This window comes from Virgibacillus sp. FSP13, assembly GCF_054048505.1.
The window spans coordinates 48,532-74,246 of record NZ_JBSVKG010000005.1 but is presented as its reverse complement, the minus strand read 5'-3'; the positions used below and the strand labels follow the sequence as shown (position 1 = coordinate 74,246).

General features: G+C 37.0%; 24 protein-coding genes. 8 read left to right on the top strand and 16 right to left on the bottom strand.

Annotated features, from left to right (window positions below; translation table 11 throughout):
- Positions 1-486: 486 nt before the first annotated feature.
- A complete protein-coding gene (locus ACW2QC_RS06405; protein WP_457543150.1) occupies positions 487-1,383 on the top strand; it encodes an AEC family transporter in 897 nt (298 codons plus the stop codon).
- A 106-nt stretch (positions 1,384-1,489) separates the two neighbouring features.
- On the opposite strand, the gene ACW2QC_RS06400 is transcribed toward ACW2QC_RS06405, so the two are convergent.
- The 6 genes from ACW2QC_RS06400 to ACW2QC_RS06375 all read right to left on the bottom strand — a co-directional run bounded on the left by ACW2QC_RS06400 (position 1,490) and on the right by ACW2QC_RS06375 (position 7,709).
- Positions 1,490-1,888 carry an acyl-CoA thioesterase gene (locus tag ACW2QC_RS06400; RefSeq protein ID WP_457543149.1) on the bottom strand — a complete coding sequence of 133 codons (399 nt, stop codon included), beginning with the start codon at positions 1,886-1,888 and terminating at the stop codon, positions 1,490-1,492.
- Between the two features lie 17 nt (positions 1,889-1,905).
- The gene (locus ACW2QC_RS06395) at positions 1,906-3,078 is read right to left on the bottom strand and encodes an iron-containing alcohol dehydrogenase (protein WP_457543148.1); all 1,173 of its coding nucleotides are present in this window, start codon (positions 3,076-3,078) and stop codon (positions 1,906-1,908) included.
- 19 nt (positions 3,079-3,097) lie between these two features.
- Positions 3,098-4,600 (bottom strand): sodium:solute symporter family protein, encoded by a 1,503-nt coding sequence (locus tag ACW2QC_RS06390; RefSeq protein ID WP_457543147.1) that lies wholly within the window; start codon positions 4,598-4,600, stop codon positions 3,098-3,100.
- Between the two features lie 104 nt (positions 4,601-4,704).
- Positions 4,705-5,202 carry a hypothetical protein gene (locus ACW2QC_RS06385; RefSeq protein WP_457543146.1) on the bottom strand — a complete coding sequence of 166 codons (498 nt, stop codon included), beginning with the start codon at positions 5,200-5,202 and terminating at the stop codon, positions 4,705-4,707.
- A gap of 11 nt (positions 5,203-5,213) precedes the next feature.
- Positions 5,214-6,647, bottom strand: a complete 1,434-nt coding sequence (locus ACW2QC_RS06380) for an aldehyde dehydrogenase family protein (protein WP_457543145.1) — start codon at positions 6,645-6,647, stop codon at positions 5,214-5,216.
- 63 nt (positions 6,648-6,710) lie between these two features.
- The gene (locus ACW2QC_RS06375) at positions 6,711-7,709 is read right to left on the bottom strand and encodes a LacI family DNA-binding transcriptional regulator (RefSeq protein WP_457543144.1); all 999 of its coding nucleotides are present in this window, start codon (positions 7,707-7,709) and stop codon (positions 6,711-6,713) included.
- A 368-nt stretch (positions 7,710-8,077) separates the two neighbouring features.
- Between ACW2QC_RS06375 and ACW2QC_RS06370 the strand changes: the two genes are divergently transcribed.
- Both ACW2QC_RS06370 and ACW2QC_RS06365 read left to right on the top strand, forming a co-directional pair.
- Positions 8,078-9,433, top strand: a complete 1,356-nt coding sequence (locus ACW2QC_RS06370) for an APC family permease (RefSeq protein ID WP_457543143.1) — start codon at positions 8,078-8,080, stop codon at positions 9,431-9,433.
- Between the two features lie 15 nt (positions 9,434-9,448).
- A complete protein-coding gene (locus tag ACW2QC_RS06365; protein WP_457543142.1) occupies positions 9,449-10,405 on the top strand; it encodes an acetamidase/formamidase family protein in 957 nt (318 codons plus the stop codon).
- A 235-nt stretch (positions 10,406-10,640) separates the two neighbouring features.
- On the opposite strand, the gene ACW2QC_RS06360 is transcribed toward ACW2QC_RS06365, so the two are convergent.
- The 8 genes from ACW2QC_RS06360 to ACW2QC_RS06325 form a co-directional block, all read right to left on the bottom strand.
- Complete coding sequence (locus ACW2QC_RS06360; RefSeq protein ID WP_457543141.1) at positions 10,641-11,861, bottom strand: hypothetical protein; 1,221 nt, start codon at positions 11,859-11,861, stop codon at positions 10,641-10,643.
- The gene (locus ACW2QC_RS06355; protein ID WP_457543140.1) at positions 11,858-12,553 is read right to left on the bottom strand and encodes a response regulator transcription factor; all 696 of its coding nucleotides are present in this window, start codon (positions 12,551-12,553) and stop codon (positions 11,858-11,860) included. Before ACW2QC_RS06355 ends, ACW2QC_RS06360 begins: the two co-directional genes overlap by 4 nt.
- Positions 12,531-13,067, bottom strand: coding sequence for a sensor histidine kinase (locus ACW2QC_RS06350; RefSeq protein WP_457543139.1), 537 nt, complete (start codon positions 13,065-13,067; stop codon positions 12,531-12,533). Before ACW2QC_RS06350 ends, ACW2QC_RS06355 begins: the two co-directional genes overlap by 23 nt.
- A complete protein-coding gene (locus tag ACW2QC_RS06345) occupies positions 13,067-13,246 on the bottom strand; it encodes a histidine kinase (RefSeq protein WP_457543237.1) in 180 nt (59 codons plus the stop codon). The genes ACW2QC_RS06350 and ACW2QC_RS06345 overlap by 1 nt, the downstream gene beginning before the upstream one ends.
- Positions 13,247-13,518: 272 nt before the next feature.
- Entirely contained in the window at positions 13,519-14,517 is a 999-nt protein-coding gene (locus ACW2QC_RS06340) for an ABC transporter ATP-binding protein (protein ID WP_457543138.1), read from the bottom strand.
- Entirely contained in the window at positions 14,477-15,517 is a 1,041-nt protein-coding gene (locus ACW2QC_RS06335) for an ABC transporter ATP-binding protein (protein WP_457543137.1), read from the bottom strand. The genes ACW2QC_RS06340 and ACW2QC_RS06335 overlap by 41 nt, the downstream gene beginning before the upstream one ends.
- Positions 15,518-15,536: 19 nt before the next feature.
- Entirely contained in the window at positions 15,537-16,457 is a 921-nt protein-coding gene (nikB, locus tag ACW2QC_RS06330) for a nickel ABC transporter permease (protein WP_457543136.1), read from the bottom strand.
- A 13-nt stretch (positions 16,458-16,470) separates the two neighbouring features.
- Positions 16,471-17,373: an ABC transporter permease gene (locus tag ACW2QC_RS06325; RefSeq protein WP_457543135.1), complete on the bottom strand. Its 903-nt coding sequence runs from the start codon at positions 17,371-17,373 to the stop codon at positions 16,471-16,473.
- A 181-nt stretch (positions 17,374-17,554) separates the two neighbouring features.
- Here ACW2QC_RS06325 and ACW2QC_RS06320 point away from each other — a divergent pair, with 181 nt between their 5' ends.
- The 5 genes from ACW2QC_RS06320 (at position 17,555) to ACW2QC_RS06300 (ending at position 23,067) form a co-directional block, all read left to right on the top strand.
- On the top strand, positions 17,555-18,625 hold the full coding sequence (locus ACW2QC_RS06320; RefSeq protein WP_457543134.1) for a M24 family metallopeptidase: 1,071 nt from the start codon (positions 17,555-17,557) through the stop codon (positions 18,623-18,625).
- 16 nt (positions 18,626-18,641) lie between these two features.
- Complete coding sequence (locus ACW2QC_RS06315) at positions 18,642-20,219, top strand: glutathione ABC transporter substrate-binding protein (RefSeq protein ID WP_457543133.1); 1,578 nt, start codon at positions 18,642-18,644, stop codon at positions 20,217-20,219.
- A gap of 79 nt (positions 20,220-20,298) precedes the next feature.
- Positions 20,299-21,912 carry a gamma-glutamyltransferase family protein gene (locus tag ACW2QC_RS06310; RefSeq protein ID WP_457543132.1) on the top strand — a complete coding sequence of 538 codons (1,614 nt, stop codon included), beginning with the start codon at positions 20,299-20,301 and terminating at the stop codon, positions 21,910-21,912.
- A 34-nt stretch (positions 21,913-21,946) separates the two neighbouring features.
- A complete protein-coding gene (locus tag ACW2QC_RS06305) occupies positions 21,947-22,540 on the top strand; it encodes a chromate transporter (protein ID WP_457543131.1) in 594 nt (197 codons plus the stop codon).
- A complete protein-coding gene (locus tag ACW2QC_RS06300) occupies positions 22,537-23,067 on the top strand; it encodes a chromate transporter (RefSeq protein ID WP_457543130.1) in 531 nt (176 codons plus the stop codon). Before ACW2QC_RS06305 ends, ACW2QC_RS06300 begins: the two co-directional genes overlap by 4 nt.
- A 701-nt stretch (positions 23,068-23,768) precedes the next feature.
- Here the strand turns inward: ACW2QC_RS06300 and rbsB are convergent.
- A complete protein-coding gene (rbsB, locus tag ACW2QC_RS06295; protein WP_457543129.1) occupies positions 23,769-24,710 on the bottom strand; it encodes a ribose ABC transporter substrate-binding protein RbsB in 942 nt (313 codons plus the stop codon).
- Positions 24,711-24,776: 66 nt separating this feature from the next.
- On the bottom strand, positions 24,777-25,715 hold the full coding sequence (locus ACW2QC_RS06290; RefSeq protein WP_457543128.1) for an ABC transporter permease subunit: 939 nt from the start codon (positions 25,713-25,715) through the stop codon (positions 24,777-24,779).

The following is a 25,715-nucleotide window of genomic DNA, read 5'->3' as shown; positions in this document are numbered from 1 at the left end:
ATTGCAGCAATTAATTGGCTCTAAAAAAATATTTCGGATATTTTCTCACCACACATTCATCAATACCTACAAACCGTAAGCCAGATCCTTTGCCCATAGACTCTTTTTAGCACCCATCATAGTGCCTTCTTTCATATAATTTACTTACCAAATTAATATTTCAACCTGATACAATCTGAAAAAATCCTAAATTCTATTCACCTACTGATGAAGGAGTCACTATGGAAAACTACTTAATAAACGGCATGTGGTACATTTCATCAAGCAGCAGATCAACTAGGTAGTTTTCCAGATATATTAACCACTATTCATTGCCCTATAAATGTGGGACAAGGATCCTGTCCCCGCGTCCCACTTGGCGTCCTTCTGTCCAAGTGGCTTGCACTATGGTTTTTAGCCATATCATAAGGCTGGGACACCAAACCTGTCCCCATGTCCCACCTTATGATAAACTATTCTCTAGTTCTATTAATGGAGATGTTGTTTATGGGTTTGTTTTTGAGTGTGATTTTGCCGATTATGGCTGTTTTTGCTTCTGGTTTTATTCTGCAGCGTATTCGTGTGCTTGATGTGAAGTCTGTGTCGGCCGTATCGCTATACATCTTGTCACCTTGTCTTATTTTTGTTACGTTACTGGATGCCAATTATGATAGTGGTTTTCTTGTTATTCTTATTTATATGTTTGTCCTTTTTTACGCCATGGTAATTTTAAATAAAATTCTATCAAAAATTTTTAAATGGGAGGCAAATACGGAGAGTGCATCAATTCTAGCAACAGGTTTTATGAATTCCGGAAATTACGGATTACCTGTCGTTCTGTTCAGTGTCGGAAATGCTGCTGCACCGTATGCTATTTTTATTATGGTTGTACAAGCTTTGCAAAATAATTTCTTTGGCATCTATTATGCATCAAGAAGTACGAGTGGAATGCGGCGTGCACTTGAAAATGTGATGAAAATGCCTACTACATATGCGGCAATTTTGGCATTCATCTTTCATTACTATTCCATCGGTATACCAGATGCCATTCATTCCACCATATCCATGGTAGGTGATGCCGCCATTCCGGTTATGATGATTATGCTGGGCATGCAACTCGGATCGATTACGGGATTGAAGCTCAATTGGCAAGTGGTTACGTCTGCTGTAACCCTTAAAATGATTGTAGCACCGATCATTGCAGCATTATTTGTATGGATGGTTGATATGGATCCCATCATCGCTTCGGTACTCATTATCATTTCAGCAATGCCAACCGCCGCCACAACAACAATGTACGCAATCGAATTCGATACCGAACCAGAATTAGTATCCAGCATCACGTTAATATCGACGTTAACTAGTATTTTGACACTTAGTATACTGTTGAATATTGTAGTGTGAGCGGACAGGAGTGGGACATGGGGACAGGTCCCGCGTCCCACCCAGAAACCCTGTATCCATGCGATTCCCAGCCGGGACAATTAACCTGTCCCCACGTCCCACATCCTCACTCACCATCGCAATAATGTTTTTCCAGTTCCCTTCTAATTGACCCAGAAATCGGTTCAGAAGCCTGGTTTTCCACATTAAAATTCACATAGGTTGTTGTCCCGCGCGCACATAATGTTTCGTTTTGCCAGATCTCTTCATATAACTGTAGGCTGGTATTGCCGATTTTTTTCACCCATGTACAAACTTCCGCATTTTTTCCGAAATAAATCTGACTCACATAATCAATATTCATATTGATGATAATCATTCGCCAATTTTCAAAGTTATGATCTGGAGTAAATAGCTCAAAGATTTTATTTCTGCCTGCTTCTAACCAAATTGGAACAACTGTATTGTTAATATGTCCAACTCCATCAGTTTCCGAGACACGTGGTTCTATAATCGTTTTATACATTTCACTCTTTCCCGTCGTTAAAAATTCGTTAGTTTTCCTTCGTAGGCATTTGTATAAATTTCTCTAATTGCTTCTATGTCTAACGGTTTCGGGCTGCGTTGAAGTAATCTAGTTTGTTTTATACCATTTTCCGTTAACCGATCAATATCCGCTGAGGTAATATTGTATTCACTTATCGTAGTTGGTAGACCAACATCTTTCACTAATTTTTGTAAACTTTGAACGACATCCAAGGCGATATCCCGTTCATTTTTCCCGTCTGTTGGCAAATTAAATACGTTCGCTATGTTGGTCATTTTTTTCAAACAGGATGGCCAGATGTAGTCGTATACATATGGTAGCAACACCGCATTCGATTCACCATGTGGTATTTTAAATAAACCTCCCAATGGGTATGCCAGACCGTGCACTCCCGCTACACCAGCATTATAGAAGCTCATACCTGCTATTAAACTACCTAATGACATTTGCTCTCTGGCTTCCTTATCCTTGCCATTCCATACAGCAGTTCTTATGTGGTTGATGATTCTTTTCATTGCATCTAGTGCTAACGTATCTGTTAATGGGGTTGCATTTATCGAAGTATACGCCTCAATCGCGTGTGTCAGCGCATCGACTCCACTTGCTGCCGTTACTTTTGGTGGTAATGTATAGGTTAAAACAGGATCAACGATAGCATAATCAGCTAGCAAAAATTCATGGGTAATAACATCTTTTGTATCTTCTAGAGAAAATACGGCGATATCCGTTATTTCCGCCCCCGTACCAGCTGTTGTGGGGATCAATACTTTTGGTAAGCCTTTATTGGTTAATTTCTTTTCTCCACTTAGGTTCAGGTAATCATCGATGCTTCCATCATTTTCTGCGAGTACAGCTGCTGCTTTTGCCAAATCTAGTGCACTCCCCCCACCAACACCGATTACTAAATCGGCTTGGCTTTTCCGTACTTTCTCCACCACTTGATTTCCTACTTTTAATGGTGGTTCCGGAACGACATCCGTAACCACTTCCACTTTCCTATTTAACTTTGATAATTGCTCTAATAGAGGATCAATCACACCAAGATCCTTTAGCATTGGATCCGTAACAAGAAAAACCTTTTGAACTTGTAAATCTGTTAAAATTCCTTCTAAATTGCTTAACGCGCCTTCTCCATGGTAAATGTTTTTTGGTGAAATAAACTGACTCATAGATGACAACTCCCTTTTATTAGTTTACTGATAATTTATCTTCGCTTATATTCACTTCTTTATCTTTATGAGAGGTTAATAACGTATAAAAAACCATTACTAACATACTAGTAAGAACACCGATACCTGCAGCCCCAAACGGATTACTGAAGTTGAACCCAAATGGCAAGTAAACGATCCAATACACGACAGTTCCCGATAACAGAGACAGGGTTGCTCCCGTTTTCGTTGCACGTTTCCACAATGCCCCGACAACTAAAGGTCCAGCAGTTGCTGAAACAATTCCACCTATTCCTATCCACATAAATACGGATAAATATTTCGGTGGTGACCATGCCATCAATATTGCTGCTAAAATCACAATAAATGTCGAATACCGGCTTATAAGTAGCTCTATTTTCTGTGATTTGTTTTCAGATATGTTTATTTTCGGAACAATCGTTTTTCGATAAATATCATTTGCAAGTACCTGTGTCAGTGAAACAATTAGTCCATCAGATGTAGACAAAACTGCCGAAAGTACAGCTATTGCTAAAAATGCTGCAATAAATGGAGGGAATATCTCTTGGAATAACACTGGAATGACTTGGTCTGGTTGTATGTTCATGGAAGGATCAATAACAGCTAACCCTAACATTCCGCCCAACCCCATTAGTGGGAGAATAGTAGCAAAAATAGTACAATACATAATTAACTTCTTCATATCTTTATTTGACTTAACAGCTAAGAACTTGTTTCCTAAGTGTGGCAGAACACCGAATGGTAAGTGAGCAATAAATAGCAACCCTACTAACCAAAATGATCCATAGGTAATATCTCCAGGAATAAACAATTGATCAAAGGCTCCTTCTGGGTTTCTATCTTTAATTAAGGAAATCATATCGCCAAAGCCACCATCTACCCCTACACTAGTTACAAAACATATAACAACAACGATCGCTGTAATAACCATTAAAAATCCTTGAACCGCATCTGTTAAAATGTCCGAGTGGGAGCCACCTAAAAATACATAAACTGCCAGCACAGCCCCGGTAATAAACAAGCCAACATTGTAATCCACACCCATCATGGTTTGGAACATGGTCGCAGCTGCTACAAACTGGGATACAACATAAAATATTAACAAAATCGTAATAATAGAAAGTGTAATTCTTAGAAACTCACTATTAAAACGATCCCCGATAAAATCCGGAATAGTTCTCGTTCCAAATTTATCGCCATATACTTTTATTGTTTTTGCTACAAACAACATCCCGATTACCGTAGCAACGGGATATAGCAATGGATACCATAAGCTTGGCGCTCCAATATCATAAGCTAAACCAGGCATGCCCATAAATGTTGATCCACTTGAAATACCTGCACTTATAACAAGTGCAATCGTAATTGGTCCATAACTAGATCGCGCTGTTGCAAAATCGTCTGGGTTATTTGTACGCTTCATTCCAACATAACCCATAACTAGCATCATAATGATAAACAGAGCCATAAAAATCCATGAATAAATCATTACACTATCCAATTCCATCTACCTCCCTTATTTGTCTAATAATCTAGTTTTAAATAACACAATTGCCATACCTACCCATGTTGTGACTAAGACACCAATCATTACATATAGGAAAGTCAAGTAATCACCCCCTGTGCTTGTACATATTTTTGGATCTCTTTATATTTGTCTAGCAAATCCTCACTCCCACTTGAAGGTTCCATTAAAAAATCTTTTTCCACATTTTTGATTCGCTTTTTATAAATGAAATAAGGTACAAACAATGCATACGTATTCAACAAGCTTATTTTAGGGTATGACCATACTTTTCTTTTGTGGATGTAGTAATTTTCCAAAAATTTATCAGAAACGTTAGCCCGTTCTTCTGGCAAATAATTCGTTGGCAAGATTAGCGCATCGTCTTTTTCTTGAAAAGGGACAAATTTATTTACATTTCCTTCAAAAAAATTCGTTTCTTTTCTTGTTAGATTCGTAATTAAATATTTGTTCTCTGTTTTCATTTTCATAAAGGGAAATGGTTTATATTGTATCTGCCATTGTGTAACTTCGTAAGGGTAAAACAAGGATTTAGCATCTTGTGGCATACTAATCCCATCCAATGAAAATGTATACATTACATCACCACCTAAAAGGTATAATTCATGCTAATAAATTTCATATGAACCATTTCTCGCATAGCATACTTAATTCCTTCATATCCATAACCGGATGATTTTAACCCGCCATATGGCATATGATCAAAACGTAACGTTGGCAAGTCATTCACTAACACTTGGCCCACTTCTAAGTTATGAGCAAAATTAAACGCCTGCGGTAGATCATACGTAAAGACACCTGCATTTAATCCGTACTCGCTATTATTCATTTCTGTCAGTGCTGTTTCTGCACTATCCACTGTATTTATTAATACGACAGGCCCAAACACTTCCTTACAAGCTACTTTTGATCTTGATGAAACATTTGAAAGTACTGTTGGCTTAATGCCGTTATTTTCCATCGACCCACCCGTGATTAACTCTGCACCTTCATGAATCGCTTCACCAATCCAACTAAGAATACGCTGCTGAGACTTCTGGTCAATTACCCCAGATATATCTGTCGTGTTCTCTCTAGGATCTCCATATTGTAATGACTCTGTAGCCTTTTTAAATGTAGTGATAAATTCTTCTTTCACATCTTTGTGTACATAAATTCTTTGCGTGCTAATACATACTTGCCCATTATATGAAAAAGCACCATTGACTGCTTTTTGGGCGATTTCCTGCACTTTATTATGAACACTTTTGTCAATGTATAGTGCAGAATTACTGCCCAACTCCAAAGTTACCTTTTTCAAACCAGCTTGTGATTTGATATGTTCCCCAACCTGTGGACTTCCAGTAAACGTAATTTTTTGTACGTCAGGATGGTCAATTAGAACTTTACCCAATCTAGGGCCATCACCAGTAACAACTTGATACGCTCCATTAGGTAATCCTGCCTGTTCAAAAACTTCTGCTAGTTTGATAGCTGATAACGGAGTTTTTTCAGCTGGTTTCACGATGATCGTATTTCCTACCCCAAGCGCCGGCCCTGCTTTATGTACCACCAAATTAAGCGGGAAATTAAAGGGAGTAATTGCACCAACAACACCAATTGGTTGATAGATTGTATAAGCATCTCTTCCGCTACCATTTGTCGCTGCATCTAATCGAATTGATTCTCCTTCTAATTTCCTCGCTTCAATTGACGCGAATTTCAATGTTTGAATGGTCCGGTCAACTTCTCCTCTAGCAAACTTAACGGGCTTACCTGATTCCAGCGTAATGGTTTGAGCAAAATCTTCTCTATTTTCAGCAATAATGCTACTGGCCTTATCTAAAATAACCGATCGTTCTTCCGAGGTTAACGCTTTCATTTTATTGAATGCTTGTTTACTTTTCGATATTGCCTCCTTCAGTTGAATATCACTGCAATCAGGGATATCTCTAATTTCCTCTCGGGTATGAGGATTTAATAATGAATACGTATTCAAACTTGATTCTTTTAACCTTTCTAAGTAGTTATTGACATAATACATTGTAAAGCCTCCTTATTTTTGTATATTTAATGCAAACGTATTCAATTTTAACTTTAGTTTTCTCTACAACTTTTTGGTTGTTATTCTGGAAAACAATTTTGTTTCTAATGTTTGCTGAACAAAATCTGGGTTGTCCCCTTCTCCATCAATAAGGTCAACAAGATTTTCAATAGCAATTCTGCCAAGGTTTTTGTTATCAACGATTCCAACGGTACTAAGTTGGAATGAATGATGGCGACTTAACTCCACATTGTCAATACCTATAACGCTAATGTCATCAGGAATGCCGTAGCCTTTTTGTTGAAGAAAATCCATAATATAAATTGCAATGGAATCTGTTGCTGCAAAAATAGCAGTCGGGCGTTCTTTTCGCGACATAACAGACTCAGTAGCCTCAAAAATTGATTCCTTGCTCGTATCGGTTATAATAATGTTCCTAGGATCTTCTGCGATATTGTTCGCGATTAAAGATTGTTTGAATCCTTCTAATCGACCACTAAAAGTTGTCATGTTAGTAGGGCCGCCTACCCACACAATTTCGCGATGATTCAAGTTTATTAAATGATCCGCGGCTAATCTCCCCGCTTGCACATTATCCATTTCAACAAAATGCCCCGGTTCTTTATGTTTTCGATTAAACATAATAAATGGAACATCGAGGTTATTAAGTTGTTCATAAATTGGATCATCGTATAAAACGGAAGACAAAATTATTCCATCAACCCGATGACTTAAAACATCCTGGTAAACGGACATGTTATCCCCAAGATTTTCGAAATGCACATTTACATTAAATCCGCTTTCTTTTGCATAATTAACGATAGAGGTCGTTGTTTCTACAAAAAAAGGGTTGTGTAGCGGACCCGATAATAGTGCGATCGATCCTGTCTTTTTATTAACCAATGACTGGGCAATTGAGTTAGGACGATAATTCAATTCCTTCATTGCTGCGAGAACTTTTTCATATGTTTCTTTATTCACTTTATCTGGAGTATTAAGCACTCTGGATACAGTAGTTTGTGATATACCTGCGTAACTTGCTACATCTTTTGATGAAACCATCCCAACCACCTAATTTTTAAAATATTTAAACTAAATATAAATGAAAACGTATTCATTGTCAATGTATTTTTTGCAAAATAGAGACAATTGGGATATGGGGACAGGTCCCTTGTCCCACCCGCGTTCCATCACCAAACAAGGGGAACAAGGTGGGACAGCTAACCTGTCCCCATGTCCCTCTCCCCTTTCCGACAAATTCCAGGGAGTGACAGTGAACCACAAAACATAATCATATACACCAACATTCACCATATACATACTTGTACAAGGAAGTGCTAATGGCTAAATTAATAAAATACCATGATGATAGCCTATATGCACAAGTCATTCACTTACTTGAATCATAATTCGAATGGAGTGGTTACTAGGTGGAAGCAAAAAGGCTTGAAGAGTTTGGCTACAAGCAGGAGTTGAAACGGTCTTTATCTTTTAGTGATCTATTAATTTACGGTCTAATATTCATGGTTCCAATCGCACCATTTGGTATATATGGTGAAGTAATGCTTGCAGCTGAAGGTATGGTGGCTCTTGCTTACCTGATCGGTATGGTGGGAATGATATTTACCGCACTGAGTTATGCACGTATGTCGGAAGCATTTCCAATGGCAGGATCCGTTTATTCATATGCTGGTAAAGGGATAAATGAGTATGTTGGATTTATTGCAGGCTGGGCCATTCTGTTGGATTATATACTGGTTCCTGCTTTACTATACGTCGTTAGTGCTACTGCGTTAGAAGGTATGTGGCCGTCTGTTCCAGGTTGGGTATGGTTAATTATTTTTATTGCAATAAACACGGTAATAAATTATTTCGGGATAGAGTTTACTGCCCGGACAAATAAAATTTTCCTGATATTCGAATTAATCGTGTTAGCAATTTTCCTTGTTGTTGGAGTGACTGCAGTTATGAATGGTGTAAACGGTGCGACATTTTCGTTCGACCCAATCTATAACCCAGACACATTTAGTATGAACGTCGTTATGGGAGCAGTATCGATTGCTGTATTAAGCTTTTTAGGATTTGATGCAATATCCACCTTGTCAGAGGAATCTGCAGGTGGGCCAAAAGCAATAGGGAAAGCAACAATATTTTCACTATTAACTGTTGGTATCCTGTTTATGGTACAGACATGGGTTGCTGCATTAATTAATCCCGATTTTAAGTCGTTTAATGATATTGGAACAGCTTTTTATGATACGGCAACCATCGCTGGTGGTGAATGGCTGGGTATTCTTACTGCAATAGCAACTGCATTAGCATGGGGAATTGCAGATGCATTGGTTGCGCAAGTAGCTATTTCGCGTGTTTTATTTAGTATGGGAAGGGACCGTAAATTGCCGCGTTTCCTGGCAAAAATTCACCCTAAACACAAAACGCCTTATGTTAGTATTCTATTCATAGCAGTAATATCTGTAATTGTTGGTCTTATTTTCATGGGGGATATTGGAGTTTTGACTTCGTTTGTAAACTTTGGTGCATTAACCGCATTTTTATTCTTACATGTTAGTGTCTTTGTACACTATTTCATTCGAAAAAAGAGCGGTAATTATTGGAGTCACCTAATCTTGCCGTTGATTGGCTTTGCTATTATTGGGTATGTTTGGATCAGCCTTGCCACACAAGCGAAAATTCTTGGGTTAAGCTGGATTGCTTTAGGAATTATTGTAGCTATTTATTTCGCTGTAACAAAAAAAGGTACAACGATTGATTTAGATAATAAATAAAGGAGTGTTATACAAATGACAATTCACAATCACCATCATACACACAAAACGATACACGATTTCAAATCACACATGCATTATGGATGGGATAATAGCCTCAAATCAATTGCAGAAGTAGAATCAGGGCAAACCATAACATATGAAATCACCGAATCCTCAGGGGGGCAGTTTACGAAAAATACAAAGTCCCCTGATGTAAAAAACTTAAACTTTGAAAAGGTCAACCCTGTAGCCGGTCCAGTTTATGTAAAAGGAGCCCAACCCGGTGATACTTTGGAAATTGAAATGCTAGATTTTCGCCAATTGGATTGGGGATGGACAGCAATTATACCAGGATTTGGCCTATTAGCTGATGAATTTGCGGATCCAGCGATCAAAATTTTTGATTTGACCAAATCTAATAAAACGGAATTTTTGCCCGGTATTGATTTATTTATTAAGCCATTTCCCGGAACAGTTGGTGTCGCTTTGCCGGAAAACGGTAATTTCAGTGTTGTACCGCCAAGGAAAAATGGTGGAAACATGGACATTCGTCATTTAACAAAAGGTACGAAACTTTATTTACCGGTATGGGTAGAAGGTGCACTGTTTTCCATTGGCGACACACATGCAGCACAAGGAGATGGCGAAGTATGCGGAACTGCTATCGAAGCGTCAATGGAAACAACTATACGTTTTAAGCTGCACAAAGGTAAAACGATTGCAGAACCAAGATACGAGATTCCCGGCCAACCTACCCCAGAAGCAGATAGTAGAGGTTATTATGTAACAACGGGGCATGGACCAAATCTTGTAGAAGCGTCAAAGAACGCAATTCGTTACATGATTGAGCATTTAACATCCACATATGGAATGAAGGATGAAGAAGCCTATATGCTCTGCAGCGTAGCCGTAGATCTGAAAATCAGTGAGATTGTCGATGCACCAAACTGGCTTGTCTCCGCGTTTTTGCCAAATGCCATTTTTAGATAGTTTCAAGTAAGTACGGGACAAATGGGCGATTTGAATTCCCCCCCTTTGGGAATGGTTATTAGGAGATTTATTGTTAACGAATAAATGCTTAATTGCACATTGTCTTTAGGCATAAAAAACCCCCATTTTGGTTATAGTTTTTTGGCAAATTCTATTAAACCAAATCCTGGGGGTTTTTCTCATTTATACATTTATATTCATATTGCTACTTTCAATTTTCATGTGGGGCCAGTTTTTAACCCTCCCCCATTCCTTTTCGACAAAATTCAAGGAGTGACAGGCACCCTGAAATTAAAAATGTTACAAGTATCGCAATAACAGGGTCAAACCAATAAAGGGATATATACCCACTAATCGCGGAAACAATACCTAGGAATTCACATCGTTTAGAATCATGAAGTTTATTTAAAATAATGGCTCCTATTACTGGTAAATATGCTACAATCCAAATGCCAGTCATAAAAAATACAAAAGAAAATGATAACCAGTTGTCATTAAAAAATATTGTACAAATCATTAAAACCATCAATGTTAAAAAGATACTCCAGTTATTTTTCATAGCATGTTTTCTTAATACTTTTATTTCCATACTTGAAGTATCTATTAAAATAAGGATTAAAATAATAGGAATAATACTTGTGAAAACAGAATTACCAAAATAAGAAAAGAGATCTTGAAAGATAGTAAAAATTGATTCAAATCCCCCACTATATATTACTGAAATTATAATAGAAACAAAGGATAAAGGAATTGCACCCCACACAAAACCAATCAAAAGCCAATATTTACCCTTTTTATTCCTTACTAAATCGTTAAAATTTTTCAGAGATATTGGATCGCCAATCAATTTCCCAATAAATATAATACAAACTGCCATTCCAAATAAAATTACACTCTTCCAATTTACGAATAACAAATAAGGGTGATATAAACGAATACCTTGGTAAATCTGCTCAACATTTTCCGTTACTAACATATATACAAGAACACCGGTTGTTACTACAAATAATAGGGCCAGTTTTATATGATGTTTAAAATTGGGTTCGAATTTTACTAAAGAATATAACAGGCATAAAACTATAAAAATTACCATTCCCATTATGACAGTAAAATGGCACATAATGCTAACTACTAAACCGCCACCTAAAACCATTAAGTATAGCTGCATATAGGAACTAACCAAATAATAAACTCGTAATTTCCCTAGTTCTAAGTTACCTCCTTTTAAAGCATTACCCTTGCTCTGTTTCATAACGCTTCTTTTAAAAACAAAATACATTATTACAGTAGCCAAAAATGCGGTGAAGCCAAATAATATTCCTTCCATAATTCCATGTGTTATTACGATGGAAGGAGCGGTGAAGATGGCATTTGTTGATATCCAGCGTGAAATTGTAATGGAGGAGGTCGATCCATTCTCTATACAATGGTCCTCATATTCAAAAATACTTCTCAATTCCGGTACCCTTCTTCTCGATATTCCTTTGGTGTTATCTTTACTTTCCTTTTAAACACGGTACTAAAATAATGTAAACTATTAAAGCCACATTTATCAGCCACGGAAGAGATATTAGCAGCTTTATTTTTAATCAACATTTCCTTTGAAATTTTTATTCTATAGTCAAGTATATAGTCTGAAAATTTCATTCCTATTTCTTGATGAAATTTTCTACTTAAATAAGAAGGGTTCACATGGATTTCTTCAGCTAATGAAGATAAATTAATTTTTTCGTGATAATTTTCATGAATGTAGTTGATTGCACTAAGGACAATATTGGAAAAGTCATGGTCCTTCACATATTTTTTAAGAACATCATTTAATTCTTTTTCAATAATTGGTTTCGTTAAGTAATCTTCTACACCAATTTGTATTGATCGTCTTGCATAATTAAAATCTTGATAAGCAGACAACATAATGATAGTCACATACGAGTAATTTTGCTTTATCTCCTTCGCAAGTGATAAACCACTTTTTCCTGGAAGTTCTATATCTAAAACCGCTAGTTGTACTTCATTATTTAACAAAACTTGTAACGCCTGAATACCATCAAGGGCTGTTAAAATACCCCAGGATGGAAAGTTTGATCCAATTAGGTAAGTTAATTGCTCTAATTCATATGGTTCATCATCTACGAGTAAAATGTTCATACTCATCACCGCTTTCATTCTCTTCTATTAAAAGCAATGGAAATCTAGTAATAATTTTTGTACCTTGTTTTAATGGAATTAATTGTATCTGTATATTCCCTTCTCCAAATGCCAACTCCAACCGTCTTTTAATATTATATAGCCCATATCCGGTTGTCTCATTCGTCAAATCTACATTTTTAGAAACGCCATGACCATTATCCATAACTTCTATAAAGACGTTCCTGTCTACTTTATAAAAAGTAATAGAAAGAACTTTCTCTCCAACTTTTTTGTTCAAACCATGTTTAAAGGCATTTTCTGTGATGGTTTGCAATAAATAAGGTGGAACTAAAGTATTTTCAATCTCTGTATCTATTTCTTCATTAACAGTCAGTGCTGAGCCGAATCGTGTTTTCTGAATCGCTAAGTATGATTTTGTATAATGTAATTCTTTATCAAAAGGGATTAGATGATCTTCTACTTGATAGTTAAATCGAAGAAACACAGATAAATTCTCAATTGTATCAATCATTATCTTTTTTTCTCTAATCGAGCGAGACCCAAAATAAGGTTCATTGTGTTAAACAAAAAATGGGGTTGTATTTTAGCGTTTAGTTGTGTGTATTTACTACGCTGGAATTCCTTTTCCAATTCAACATTTTGCTTTTCTGTGGTCAAAAGTCTAATTTCTTTCTCATAAGCAACTACCATAAATAGCATAATAGCACTAATAATTGGAATAAAAACCCCGATTATGATTATAACTGTAAACATTTCCTGGCTAATATGCACACAAATCACTTCTTCTATAATTACTTCACTATCTATAATCTTTTCATAGTTTGGTTAATTATTGCACTTATCTGTTATTATTGCAACTAGAAAAATATTCGCTTTTTATGGGGTAGACATACTAGCCTATAATATACGTAAATCCCCACATGTTAATTAACAAGTGGGGATTATTTGAAGCTTGCAGAACTTTAATTGTTATCAAATAATTCTTCTGCATAAAAGCATGCAACTTCGCTATTATGGTTTGTTTTTTCTAGCGTCGGTGTGTTTTCCCTACAATATTTGGTAGCAAAAGGGCATCTAGTATGAAACTTACATCCGCTAGGTGGATTTATGGGTGATGGAACATCTCCCGTTAAAATCATCCTCTCTTTTCTCCTCTCTTTTTTGGGCTCAGGAATAGCCGACAAAAGAGCTTTTGTATAAGGATGATGCGGGTTTTCAAATATCGTCTTTTTTTCACCAATCTCAACAACTTTACCTAGGTACATTACCATGACTCTATTTGAGATATGGCGTACAACCCCTAAATCATGTGAAATAAATATATAGGTTAGTTTATATTCCTTCTGTATTTTTTTTAATAGATTTAATACTTGTGCTTGAACCGATACATCCAATGCCGAAACAGCTTCATCACAAATAATTATTTTAGGATTTGCCGCTAATGCCCTCGCTATTCCAATTCTTTGACGTTGACCACCGCTAAATTCATGCGGGTACCGGTTGGCAAACTCTGGTCTTAACCCCACTTGCTCAAGCAACTCAGAAACTCTTTTTATTCTGTCAGATTTAGATAAATCACTTAGAATTTCTAGTGCTTCTTCAATTATTCTTCCTACTGTTTGTCTTGGGTTTAACGAAGCAAAAGGATCTTGAAAAATAACTTGGACATCTTTCCGGATGGAACGCATTTTCCGCTTCGACAAGTTCAGTAGATCCTTACCATCGAACTCTATTTTACCAGAGGTTGGATCTTCTAACCTTAATATAGCTCTTCCTGTTGTGGATTTTCCACAACCTGATTCACCAACGATACTTAATGTCTCCCCTTTAAATACCTCAAATGAAATATCATCAACTGCTTTTACATGATTACTAACTCTCGAAAATATACCACTCTTTATAGGGAAATATTGTTTTAAATTAGATACTTTCAGAATAGGCGTCTCTGTTTGTACTGTCATTTGCATTCTTCTCCTTCCCATTCCATTTATCAGTATAGGCAAAGCATCTTACTTTACTTCCGGAATCAAGGACCTTCAGTTCAGGTAATTCTTTATGACAAATATCTTTAGCAATCGGACATCTGGGAGCAAAAGAACAGCCTTTTGGGAGATTATCTGGACTAGGTACTGTTCCTTTAATTGCTTGTAATTCTTCGACATCTTCATGAACCCTTGGCATGGATTTTAGTAATCCCTGTGTATACGGGTGAAGTGGATTATCAAATAAATTATCTACATGAGTATGTTCAACAACTTTTCCTGCGTACATTACAACCACGTAATCACAGGTCTCGGCAACTACACCTAAATCATGGGTGATCATAATTACAGCTGAATTAAATTCTTCTTGGAGTTTTTTTAATAAATCTAGAATCTGTGCTTGAATTGTTACATCCAGGGCAGTTGTAGGTTCATCCGCAATTAGTAAAGATGGATTACAAGCAAGAGCTATAGCGATCATAACCCTTTGTCTCATACCTCCACTCAGCTCGTGTGGTTCTTGTTTAGCTCTTTTTTCAGGAGAAGGAATACCAACGACACGCAACATACCAACCGCTTTATTCCATGCATCATTTCGATTTAAATTCTGATGGATTCTAAATGCCTCGGCAATTTGTTCACCAACTGAAAATACAGGATTTAAAGATGTCATTGGTTCTTGAAAAATCATTGAAATCGAGTTACCTCTGATTTTCCGCATTTCTTTCTCTGTTTTTTCTAATAGGTTTTCCCCCTTGAAATAAACACCTTCTCCTGAAATAACACCTGGTGGACTTGGAACTAATCTCATTATAGATAGTGAGGTAATACTCTTCCCACACCCGGATTCACCAACAATACCTAATGTTTCTCCTTCATTAACCTCAAAATCAACACCATCTACCGCTTTCGTGATTTTACCATCTGCATGAAAGTATGTTTTTAAATTTTTAACCTTTAAGATCTCATTTTTACTCATAATTTTTTCACCACCTGAACTAATTTAAGTCTACCCTCTTATCAAAGAACTTGTAAGAAATGTCAACAATAAGATTTACCATTACAAATATAAATGAAACTACTAAAATAGAGCCTTGAACTAGTGGGAGATCCCTCATACGTATAGCATCTACAATCATGCGGCCCACTCCGTTGATAGCAAAAACGGATTCAGTTAATACCGTTCCACCTAACAAAGCGCCAAATTGTAGTCCAACTACCGTAATTACGGGTATTAATGCATTTTTTAATGCATGTTTGTAGGTAATGTACCTATCTTTAACGCCTTTAGCTTTTGCAGTTCTGATGTAGTCTTGGCTGATAACCTCTAACATACTAGATCGAGTCATTCTAGCCACAATTGCAGCACCACTTGTTCCTAATGTTATAGCCGGGAGAATAACATGCAAGAATGTCCCCCAACCAGCTACAGGGAAAATTTGTATATTGACTGAAAAAAATAAAATCAGCATTAATCCTAGCCAGAAGTTAGGTAATGATACTCCAAGTAAAGCGACAACCATAATACTTACATCGGTAAATGAATATTGCTTTGTTGCCGAAATAATTCCAGCTAGAAGCCCGAGAAATATTGTAACTAAAATACTCCAAAATGCTAATTCAATCGTAATTGGTAAACGAGCCATAATCTCATCTAATACTGGTCTATTTGAACGGATAGATACACCCAAATCCCCTTGAACTACATTCTTAATATATTCAAAATATTGTATATACATGGGTTGATCTAGTCCTAACTGATTTCTTAATTGTTCCACCTGTTCCTTTGTAGCACTTTCACCAGCAAGCATAACGGCAGGATCACCTGGAACCATTTGCATGATTAAAAATACCACCATGGAAACACCTATTAAAACTGGTATTGTCTGAAGGAATCTTCTTACAATAAAGATTAGCATAATATTCTCCCCCTTATTTTTTCATTCTTGGATCCAGCGCATCTCTTAATCCATCGCCAAGCAAATTAAAGCCTATCACAATAAAGGCTATTACTAGGCCAGGGAATGTTGCTACATGCGGTGCAGACCATAAGAAATTTCGGCCATTTGACAGCATCGCTCCCCACTCTGGTGAAGGAGGTTGTGCACCCATTCCAAGGAATGAAAGTCCAGCAGCTGTCAATATAGCCGTTGCTACACGCAGTGTTCCTTGTACAATAATTGGTGATAAAATATTAGGTAAAATATGAACTAAGATAATTCTAAAGTCACTAGCTCCTAATGTTTTTATAGCATCAATATGTTCTACTTTTTTCATTGAAAGCGTGGAACCTCGTACTATTCTTGCAAATGTTGGGATTGAAAAAATCCCAACTGCGATCATTACATTTATTAAATCTGGACCCAATGCACTTATGATAGCTAATGCCAACAAAATTCCAGGAAAGGCAAGTAGAACATCTATAAATCTCATTATCACGGTATCTATTAATTTGCCATAATACCCTGATATTAATCCAAGTGTAATCCCAAAAAATGCACCTATTAGAACAGACAAGACACCAACCGAAAGTGATAATCGTGATCCATAAATAATTCTACTTAGGATATCTCTTCCTTTGTCATCCGTTCCAAACCAATGTTCCCATGAAGGGGTTTGAAGTTTATTCACAAGATCCACTCCAAGCGGGTCATATGGTGCAATCCAAGGAGCAAATATCGCTATAATAAAGTATGTAACAACAATAATCCCCCCTATGAGTGAAGCCTTGTTTTTAACTATTTTTTTTATAAACTCATTAAACCTCGATAGACGTGGGCTTTTCTTAAAGGCAATTTGTTTTTTATTAATTTGAATTTCTTCATTATTGATCATTAGTCATTCCCACCCTCCTGATAATTTTTTAAGATTAATGTTAAAGTTATCAGAATTAAATATAGTTTTCCTCATTTTTTAATAATAGGTAAAGTAATTATAAACAATAGTAAAAATTTTAAAAACATTGTATTCTAAAGTTTCTTATAATAGACAAAAGAAGAAAAAGGTGGTGAATGATTTGTACAAAGCTCGTAGAAAAAAGCTTGTAGAGAAGATGGATGAGTTTGGAGTTGATGCTATTTTTCTATCTTCGAGAGTAAATTGTTATTATTACTCTGGATTTACGGGTTCAAGTGGAAGTATTATTGTAGGACCTAATTACAGTACTTTTTACACGGATTTTCGATATGGAGATCAAGCACACGCTGAAGTTGATATTCATGATATTCAGGTGGTCAAACCTCCTCTTTTAAATGCGATAATAAATAAATTATCAAACATTGAGGTACAAAAGGTGGGAATAGAGTTCTCATCGTTAAATGTCGATGATTACATGCTATTAACTAATTCCCTACCTAAAACTGAATTTGTTAATATTGATGGCCTAATTTTAGAGGAAAGAATGATAAAAGATAAAACCGAAATCTCCTATATAAAACAAGGGATGGACATTGTAGATAAAACTTTCACCCATATTCTCTCTTATATTAAAACCGGAATAACTGAATCTGAACTTGCTTTAGAACTAGAGTATGTAATGAAAAAACTTGGGGCAGATGGGATTAAGGAGAACCACGTTATTGCTACTGGTGAGCGCTCCTGTTTACCACATGGTCAAGCAACAAGTCGTGTGATAAAAAATGGCGATTTCGTAAAAATGGATTTTGGTGCCAAAGTGAAGGGATATTACACTGATTTCACTAGAACTGTGATTATGGGGGAGCCGACAGAAAAACAACGAAAAATATATGAAACAGTTAAATATGCTCAAGAAATCTCGTTATCAGCAATAAAGGCTGGTGAAACATGTTCAAACATTGATGACATAGGACGTTCTATAATTCGGGAAGCTGGTTATGGAGAAAATTTCGGACATAGTCTCGGGCATGCACTGGGTCTTGAGATTCATGAAAAGCCGGCCATGAGAAGTACTGATAAAACTGTATTGAAGCCTGGAATGGTGTTGACTGTTGAACCTGGCATATATATTCCAAACTATGGTGGAGTTAGAATTGAAGATTTAATTGTTGTTGAAGAAAATGGGATTAACAATTTGACAAATTCTACAAAAACTTTACAAATTCTTTGACTAAGGGGGAGAAAAAATGAAGAGAAACATTTTAATTGTATTATTTAGTCTATTCACCATAATACTTATCACTGGATGTACAGGTTCAAATGAAACACAAGGTGTTGGCAACGCAAGCAACGAAAACGAAAACGGAAACGAGTCAGGGGCATCAGGTGGAGAGCTTGTCATAGCTGTATTATCAGATGCTACTCAACTTGACCCCCATAAGGGAACTGACATACCGTCAGCGAATGTGTATCATGGGAAAATTTATGAAGGCCTGGTAAAGCAGGACAAAAATATGGAAATACAACCCGTTCTAGCTACGGATTGGGAACAAATTGATGATTTAACATGGAAATTTAAATTAAGAGAAGGTGTTAAATTCCATGACGGTACAGACTTTAATGCAGAGGCTGTTAAGAAGACTTTTGACAGGGTCCTTTCTGAGGAAACAGCCTCTCCAAGAGCAAGTTTGTACGAAATGATCGAGGAAATTAATATAGTGGATGACTACACCGTAGAATTTAAGACTTCATACCCTTTTGCTCCACTTCTCTCAAATCTAGCCCACTATGCTGGAGGAATCATTAGTCCTAAAGCTATTGATGAGTATGGAGCAGAATTAGGCCAACATCCAGTGGGAACAGGGATGTTTAAATTTGAATCTTGGACACCCGGATCTGAAATAAAACTATCAACTTATGATGAATACTGGGGTGAAAAACCAAATATAGATAGTGTGGTATTTAAAGTTGTTCCCGAAGACTCAACACGTATTGCGATGGTAGAAACGGGGGAAGCACATTTAGCGGAACCTGTACCTGTAAGTGAAGTAGATCGTATTGAAAATAGCCAAAATATGAAACTTAATCGTAGTGACGGATTAGGGATCGATTACATTGGATTTAATGTGGAAAAGGAACCCTTTGATGACGCTAGAGTTCGACAAGCGATCAACTATGCTGTAGATAAAGAGGCTATAATTAGCGGAGTTTATAATAATGTTGGAACAGTTGCTAAAGGACCTATGGGACCTGGTGTCTGGGGGTATAGTGAAAATATTGCGGGATACAGTTACAACATCGAAAAGGCAAAAGAGTTGCTAAAAGAGGCTGGTTATGAGGACGGCTTTAAAACAACTATATGGACTAATGACAATAAAGCGAGAATGGATGTAGCAGAAGTTGTTCAGTCCCAATTAAAAGGAATTGGGATAGAAACTGAGATAAAAGTGGTAGAGTGGGGTGCTTACCTTGAGGGTACTGCTAATGGCGATCATGACATGTTTATACTAGGTTGGTCCAATATGACAGGTGATGCGGACTATAACCAGTATTTCTTATTCCACTCAGATGCTAAAGGTAATCCGGGAAATCGCTCTTTTTACGATAATCCAGAAGTGGATGAGTTAATTAACAAAGGACGTCAAGAGACAAATCCTGATAAACGTCTTGAGATCTACGAAAAGGCACAAAAAATTGAAGTTGAGGATGCACCAATGGTCTTTTTAAGAAATGACGAAGACCTAGTAGCAGTAGGTAATAATGTAGAAGGCTTTTGGATGCACCCTGCTGGTATCTACATGATTGAAGATGTCACTTTAAATTAATTTATTAAGCAACTACCAAATTATAAATTCAAAAAGATGCCAACCTATATTGGCATTCTTTTTGAAAGGAGTGTTTCAAATGTTTACCTTTAATCACCAATCTTATCCATACCCAAACACAAGAAACGCAATATATGCAAAAAATGGCATGGTTGCAACGTCGCAACCACTTGCTGCTCAAGCAGGACTATCAATTTTAAAACAAGGTGGAAATGCCATTGATGCTGCGATTGCTACAGCTGCCTGTTTGACTGTGGTAGAACCAACTTCGAATGGAATTGGTGGTGATGCTTTTGCTTTGGTTTGGACAAAAGGTGAATTGCATGGATTAAACGGTAGTGGGAGATCACCAAGAAACATATCAATTGATAAGGTGAAAAACGCTGGTTATGAAGAGGTTCCTAAATATGGATGGACCCCTGTAACTGTTCCCGGAGCACCAGGTGCATGGGCAGAGTTATCGAACAAGTTTGGAAAGCTACCATTAACAAATGTACTCGAACCCGCTGTTACATACGCTACAGAGGGATTTCCCGTTTCACCTATTTTAAGTAAGTATTGGAAGAAAGCATATAACGTTTTTAAAACCGAATTGACGGATGATATTTTCACTAATTGGTTCGATACCTTTGCACCAAGGGGTCGGGCACCTAAAGCTGGAGAAGTATGGTCGTCTTTAGATCATGCAGAAACGTTGCAAAAAATAGCCGAAACAAATGCAGAATCATTTTATCGTGGCGAACTTGCTGAAAAAATTGCTACATTCTCAAAAGAAACTGGTGGCTATCTATCAGCTGAGGACCTTGCAGAAAATAAGCCGGAGTGGGTAAAGCCAATTAACGTCAATTATCGTGGCTACGACGTTTGGGAAATACCACCAAATGGCCAAGGAATTGTAGCACTTCAAGCATTAAATATTTTAAAAGGATTTAACTTTACCGAGAAGGAATCAGTGGAAACATATCACAAACAAATTGAAGCTATTAAGCTGGCATTTGCAGACGGGCAAAAACATATAACAGAAGAAAACTATATGAAATATTCTACTAACGATTTGTTGTGCGACAAATATGGAGAAACGCGTAGGAATCTTATTAATGACGAAGCGTTACTGCCAGATGCTGGAGAACCAACTTTAAGCGGAACAGTTTATTTAGCAACAGCGGATAATGAAGGCAATATGGTTTCATTTATTCAAAGTAACTACATGGGATTTGGATCAGGGTTAGTTGTCCCAGGTACAGGAATTGCTTTGCAGAATCGTGGACATAATTTTTTAATGGATCCTAACCATGTAAATGCATTAGAAGGTGCCAAGAAAACCTATCATACCATCATTCCTGGTTTTTTAACAAAAGACAACCAACCTGTTGGCCCATTTGGCGTAATGGGAGGGTTTATGCAACCTCAGGGGCATGTTCAAGTCGTTATGAATACAATTGATTTTGGACTTAACCCGCAGGCAGCACTGGATGCACCACGTTGGCAGTGGATGAAAGAAAAAACGGTAGAATTAGAACATAAATTCCCCCATCATCTTGCACAAGCATTATCCGAAAAAGGACACGATATCCATTTGGCGCTTGAACCAAACAGTTTTGGAAGAGGGCAAATTATCTGGCGAGATCCTGACTCAGGTGTGCTAGTTGGCGGCACAGAATCAAGAACAGATGGCACGGTTTCCGCATGGTAGCACCAATGAAAAATAAACATGAGGTTTGTTGCAGATGAAAACACATTGGGATTTATTTATTGCCTTTTTTAGAATTGGTATGCTTGGTTATGGTGGTGGTCCAGGATCTATCCCATTAATCCATAAAGAAGTAGTTGATAAATATAAATGGATGAGTGATGAGGATTTTGGTGATTTGTTGGCGTTAGCGAATACATTACCAGGCCCTATTGCAACGAAGCTAGCTGGTTATATTGGGCATCGTGTTACTGGATTTTGGGGTATGTTGAATGCTGTTTTAGCTTCTATTCTACCAACTATAGTTTTAATGATTATTTTGTTGTCATCACTAACGTCAATTAAGGACTTAAATTGGGTCAACGGTATGACTGCTGCTGTTATACCAGTTGTGGGTGTCATGCTTGCAGTTTTGACATGGCAGTTTTTACACAAAGCAATTGAAGGAATGGGTTGGCTGCAGACGGGAATAATGTCTCTTGTAATATTTGTTCTGCTTTATTTTTTGAATGTACATCCAGGTATATTGATCGGAATATTACTTGTTGCTGCATTAATACAGAAAGACAAAACAGATAAATCTGAACAGTCTGATCACGATGTCAGGAAGAGGGAAGGTGAATCATCATGAAATATTGGCATATATTTCTTGCCTTTTTTATCCCGGGAATTCTTGGCTATGGTGGTGGACCGGCATCCATTCCGTTAGTTGAAAATGAGGTCGTAAAGCGTTATGAATGGATGAATGTCCAGGAATTTAGTGAAATGTTAGCATTAGCAAATTCATTGCCAGGACCGATAGCCACTAAAATGGCCGGTTATATCGGGTATGACGAGGGTGGGATTTTAGGCTCACTAATCGGTGTCTTTGCTGCAGTTGCCCCCTCGTTAATCATTATGATTTTGTTATTAGGAGTCCTCTATAAATATAAAGACTCTAGCAAGGTGAAAAGATTAACACTTTATGTCCGCCCAGTTATTGCTATATTGCTTGGTATTATGGCATGGCGATTTTTTAACGAATCTTATGAAGGAATTGGTCTTTGGCAAACGGCTTTAATCATAGTTAGTAGCTATTTATTGATTGAACGAATGAAGGTTCATCCGGCTTTTGTAATCGGAGTTGCTCTTGTGTATGGCGGTTTTTTACTAGGCTAACTTTAGAAACGTGGTTGAGAAATCACGTTTCTTTTTGCCTGATAAACGCTAGAACAAAGGAAGCCCCATAGAAATTCCAGTAAGACTTCCTTCCTGCCAATAGTTTTTACTTATTTTGATTACGTAAGACACCCTATAAATGAAATATGCTAGAGATCCTTAACTGTAAAATTCTCAAATGCATCCTTGCCCGTATTCGTAAAGTGTGCCCCCTGTGTCATAGCTCCATCAAAGCCATTACTGTACTAACGAAATTAAAGGATTTGTTTAAACATGATGTAATATTTTCCTTACATTAAACTGAAATATGCGCTTATTTCTCACTACTCCCTTCAGAACTTCTCCGCAAGAATTCGAGAAACGTTTCCATAATTATCACCTCCTTTCCCAATAAGGAAAGAAGCATGACAACCAATCACCCTCACAATAATACTCAGTTGCACTTTAATTCAACAATTACTTAATAGTTTATCTCTATTAAGCTTCTTCTTTGTCAAAATTTCCTATCCCCCCAAAATTTGTCCAGTAAAATACGATGCGCCTCTAAGACTATGTACCTATCCCTTCGTCTCAAAAAAAAAAGCCCTGCAGAGTGTTTCCTCCCCGCAAAGGCCTATCGCAAAATCTGCTTAAATCATTATCTCCACTGTATACTTAATAAGGACATGGGGACAGCTCTCTGTTCCCATGTCCTACCATAACTACTCAGTGATTAGTTCTAATTCCACTGGAATGAATTCATCGACTGTTTCTCCATTTGCTACTTTACTGGCAGTTTCTATTGCTGTTTTACCGATTAATTCTGGGTTTTGGGCAATTGTTGCATCCATTTTCCCTTCCTTTACAGCCTCCACTGCATCGTCAGTGGCATCGAATCCTACTACAACCACGTCATCAGACATACCTTTTGCCTCTAATGCTTCTAATGCACCAAGCGCCATTTCATCATTGTGAGCAAATACGGCATCAATATTATCTGTACTTTGAATAATATTTTCCATTACGGATAAACCCTCTGTTCTAGCAAAGTTTGCAGACTGATTCGCTACAACTTCAATATTATCAACCTCGTCTATAGAATTATGGAAACCTTCTCCACGTTCACGGGTTGCTGAAGCACCGGGTATACCTTCTAATTCAACTATAGATCCTTCATTTTCTAACTGTTCCGCAATAAATTCTCCAGCCATTTGACCACCTTCAACATTATCAGAAGCAATATGAGTTACAACTTCTCCACCCTCAGAACTTCTATCAACTGTAATGACAGGAATATCTGCATCATTTGCTAATTCAACTGCAGACACAATGGCATCTGAATCAACTGGATTTACTAACAGAACATCAATATCTTGCTGTAATAAATCTTCTATATCACTTAGCTGTGTAGACGGATCATCTTGCGCATCTGATGTAATTACTTCATACCCTTTTTCCTTTGCTGCAGCTTCAGCACCATCACGTAACGTTACGAAAAATGGATTATTAAGTGTTGAGACAGACAATCCAATTTTCACTGTATCATTTCCTGATCCTTCTTTAGCATCATCCGATTTATCAGAACCCGGAGCCTTTGTGGAACATGCTGCTAAAACAACGAAAAGCACCGTGACACAACCTATCATTTTCAACCATTTATTCATCTTTTTTCCTCCCTAATTTCCTTTTATATTTTTTCAAGATGCTAATGAAAACATCTTGTTGTAAATTTATTTATTTTGACTGCGATCAAGTAATACTGCTAGTAAAATAATGCCACCTTTGACGATTTGTTGATAAAATGATGATACATTTAATAAGTTCAATCCATTATCAATAACACCTATAATAAGTGCACCGATCAACGTACCAACAATTTTACCTTTTCCGCCTGCTAAACTTGTTCCACCGATAACAACAGCGGCAATGGCATCTAATTCATAACTTGCTCCTGCTGTAGGCTGTGCAGAATTCAAACGACTGGTCATGATAATACCAGCCAAAACAGCTAACATACCAGTAAGCGAGTAAACCCAAATCTTTACTCGATCGGATTTAATTCCGGATAATTTCGCAGCTTCTTCGTTCCCACCAATCGCATAAACTTGTCTGCCAAAAACAGTTTTTCGGAGCACAAAATATAAGACGAAAAAGGCAATAAACATTAAGATTACTGGAAAAGGTATACCAAAAACATAACCGCTTCCAATCATTTCAAATGTAAAACTATCTGATAGGCCAGTTATTGGTTTACCATCTGTAAATACTAAGGTTGCCCCACGATAAATCGTCATTGTCGCAAGTGTAGCAATAAAAGGAGCCACCTTACCTTTTGCAATAATTAATCCATTAATTGCACCTAATACTAATCCAATAATGAGTCCAATCAATACTGCCAATAACGGATCTATTCCACTTGTCAGTAAACCTGCTGTAAGCGCGCTACCTAATGCCAAAGTAGATCCAACTGATAAGTCGATTCCAGCTGTTAAAATAACAAATGTCATCCCGAATGCAATTAAAGCGTTTACAGATACTTGCCTAAATAAGTTGAATATATTATTCAATGTAAAGAAACTATCACTCAAAAAACCTAGTATTATAGAAAATATAATTAAACCCACTAAGGGACCAATTATAGAAATGTTATTTTTCAAGTAATTTTTCAT

Excerpts from the sequence above, each read along its gene's own strand:
- ACW2QC_RS06405 (WP_457543150.1), top strand. The coding sequence starts at position 487 with ATGGGTTTGTTTTTGAGTGTGATTTTGCCGATTATGGCTGTTTTTGCT.
- ACW2QC_RS06400 (WP_457543149.1), bottom strand. The coding sequence starts at position 1,888 with ATGTATAAAACGATTATAGAACCACGTGTCTCGGAAACTGATGGAGTT.
- ACW2QC_RS06395 (WP_457543148.1), bottom strand. The coding sequence starts at position 3,078 with ATGAGTCAGTTTATTTCACCAAAAAACATTTACCATGGAGAAGGCGCG.
- ACW2QC_RS06385 (WP_457543146.1), bottom strand. The coding sequence starts at position 5,202 with ATGTATACATTTTCATTGGATGGGATTAGTATGCCACAAGATGCTAAA.
- ACW2QC_RS06380 (WP_457543145.1), bottom strand. The coding sequence starts at position 6,647 with ATGTATTATGTCAATAACTACTTAGAAAGGTTAAAAGAATCAAGTTTG.
- ACW2QC_RS06375 (WP_457543144.1), bottom strand. The coding sequence starts at position 7,709 with ATGGTTTCATCAAAAGATGTAGCAAGTTACGCAGGTATATCACAAACT.
- ACW2QC_RS06365 (WP_457543142.1), top strand. The coding sequence starts at position 9,449 with ATGACAATTCACAATCACCATCATACACACAAAACGATACACGATTTC.
- ACW2QC_RS06355 (WP_457543140.1), bottom strand. The coding sequence starts at position 12,553 with ATGAACATTTTACTCGTAGATGATGAACCATATGAATTAGAGCAATTA.
- ACW2QC_RS06350 (WP_457543139.1), bottom strand. The coding sequence starts at position 13,067 with ATGATTGATACAATTGAGAATTTATCTGTGTTTCTTCGATTTAACTAT.
- ACW2QC_RS06345 (WP_457543237.1), bottom strand. The coding sequence starts at position 13,246 with ATGGTAGTTGCTTATGAGAAAGAAATTAGACTTTTGACCACAGAAAAG.
- ACW2QC_RS06340 (WP_457543138.1), bottom strand. The coding sequence starts at position 14,517 with ATGACAGTACAAACAGAGACGCCTATTCTGAAAGTATCTAATTTAAAA.
- ACW2QC_RS06335 (WP_457543137.1), bottom strand. The coding sequence starts at position 15,517 with ATGAGTAAAAATGAGATCTTAAAGGTTAAAAATTTAAAAACATACTTT.
- nikB (WP_457543136.1), bottom strand. The coding sequence starts at position 16,457 with ATGCTAATCTTTATTGTAAGAAGATTCCTTCAGACAATACCAGTTTTA.
- ACW2QC_RS06325 (WP_457543135.1), bottom strand. The coding sequence starts at position 17,373 with ATGATCAATAATGAAGAAATTCAAATTAATAAAAAACAAATTGCCTTT.
- ACW2QC_RS06315 (WP_457543133.1), top strand. The coding sequence starts at position 18,642 with ATGAAGAGAAACATTTTAATTGTATTATTTAGTCTATTCACCATAATA.
- ACW2QC_RS06310 (WP_457543132.1), top strand. The coding sequence starts at position 20,299 with ATGTTTACCTTTAATCACCAATCTTATCCATACCCAAACACAAGAAAC.
- ACW2QC_RS06305 (WP_457543131.1), top strand. The coding sequence starts at position 21,947 with ATGAAAACACATTGGGATTTATTTATTGCCTTTTTTAGAATTGGTATG.
- ACW2QC_RS06300 (WP_457543130.1), top strand. The coding sequence starts at position 22,537 with ATGAAATATTGGCATATATTTCTTGCCTTTTTTATCCCGGGAATTCTT.
- rbsB (WP_457543129.1), bottom strand. The coding sequence starts at position 24,710 with ATGAATAAATGGTTGAAAATGATAGGTTGTGTCACGGTGCTTTTCGTT.
- ACW2QC_RS06290 (WP_457543128.1), bottom strand. The coding sequence starts at position 25,715 with ATGAAAAATTACTTGAAAAATAACATTTCTATAATTGGTCCCTTAGTG.